The sequence below is a fragment of the Stenotrophomonas sp. 2YAF22 genome, assembly GCF_052114665.1.
GTDB classification, from domain to species: domain Bacteria; phylum Pseudomonadota; class Gammaproteobacteria; order Xanthomonadales; family Xanthomonadaceae; genus Stenotrophomonas; species Stenotrophomonas indicatrix.
Window position 1 is genome coordinate 1 of sequence record NZ_JBFRFE010000861.1, and the last position, 1,330, is coordinate 1,330.

3 protein-coding genes are annotated in these 1,330 nt (G+C 64.3%); 2 read left to right on the top strand and 1 reads right to left on the bottom strand.

Annotated elements, in window-relative coordinates; genetic code table 11:
• Positions 1 to 404: aspartate/glutamate racemase family protein (locus tag AB4Y84_RS21760; RefSeq protein WP_442250948.1), on the top strand; the 404-nt coding region annotated here is incomplete at its 5' end.
• Positions 405 to 454: 50 nt separating this feature from the next.
• Here the strand turns inward: AB4Y84_RS21760 and AB4Y84_RS21765 are convergent.
• Entirely contained in the window at positions 455 to 823 is a 369-nt protein-coding gene (locus AB4Y84_RS21765; protein WP_312786687.1) for a hypothetical protein, read from the bottom strand.
• A gap of 273 nt (positions 824 to 1,096) precedes the next feature.
• On the opposite strand from AB4Y84_RS21765, the gene AB4Y84_RS21770 reads away from it, so the two are divergent.
• A partial coding sequence (locus tag AB4Y84_RS21770) for a DUF3011 domain-containing protein (protein WP_442250949.1) occupies positions 1,097 to 1,330 on the top strand: 234 nt, incomplete at its 3' end.

The window sequence follows — 1,330 nt, forward strand, 5'->3', positions numbered from 1 at the left end:
GCCCGCTGCCCTTGCTGCATATCGCCGACCCGACCGCCACGGCGATCGTGCAGGCCGGTCTGCAGCGCATCGGCCTGCTCGGCACCGCCTTCACCATGGAGGAAGACTTCTACCGTGGCCGCCTGGGCGAGCGCTTCGGCCTGGACGTACTGGTTCCGGAGGCCGATGACCGCCGCGATGTACACGCGATCATCTACGAGGAGTTGATCGCCGGGGTGGTCAACGAGCGATCACGGCAGATGTACGTCGAAGTGATTGAACGCCTGGTTGCCCGCGGTGCCCAGGCGATCATCCTCGGCTGTACCGAGATCATGCTGCTGGTACGCGCCGAAGACAGCCCGGTGCCGCTGTTCGACACCACGACCCTGCATGCGCGCGCGGCAGTGGACGCAGCGTTGGCGTAACCCACGGCGGGGTGCAGTCGAGCAGGCTCGACTACACGTCAGGCATCCGGTCACGCAGGCGATTCGGGCTGCACTTCCAACGAAGTGACCAACCATTCCACCACCGGTGGCGAATCRCACAGGAAGAACACGGCGTCGCCGCTGCGTGCTTCGGTCAGCATCCGGTAGACGCTGATCGCCACGCCCGATTGGCTGGCGATGAAAATCTCGCTGCTGCGCGGCCCATCGGCCTGGCGGGAAACCAGCCGTAAGGCATGGCGAGCCGCAACCGTATCTTCCGGCTCGGCTTCGCGGGTCAATTCCAGGCCACGCAGGCCCCAGGCAACAAAAACACGCTTGCCCTTGAACGTCGTGTCCAGGACCTGCACTTCGACCGCGCCCGTGCCGGCCGACCGATGAATGACGATACTGCTGATCAACGCAACCCCCTGTGGTCGTCGTGGTCCGCACATCCTTGTCCGCACCCGTGCCAGCAGCCACGGGCGAGGCCCGAAAGCCGCGTCCGAAAGCGCTGGAACGTGTAAAAAACTGTAAACCGATGCAATCGGATGTGCCCGGGATGATACGGGATGTAACGCCCTGCATGCGCCGCCGGACACTTATAAATCCGTCCTGAGCCAGCGCAGACCCCGGTCGTCGCAGAGCGCCGCACGTGCGCCATTCTTGCGTCCCATYCCCAAWCCGAGGTTTCAATGAGCCTTCGTCTGCTGCTGCCCCTGGGCGGTTCTGCGCTTGCCCTGCTGCTGGCCGCAACCACCGTCTCGGCCCAGGATTACGACAGCGAATCGTCACCGCGCACGACCTGCGAATCACACTTCAACAAGACCCAACAATGCCCGTTCGAAGGACGCGCGCGACTGGCCCGGCAGCTGTCAGTGACGCGATGCGTGGAAGATGACAACTGGGGACAGCGCCGCGGCATGCTG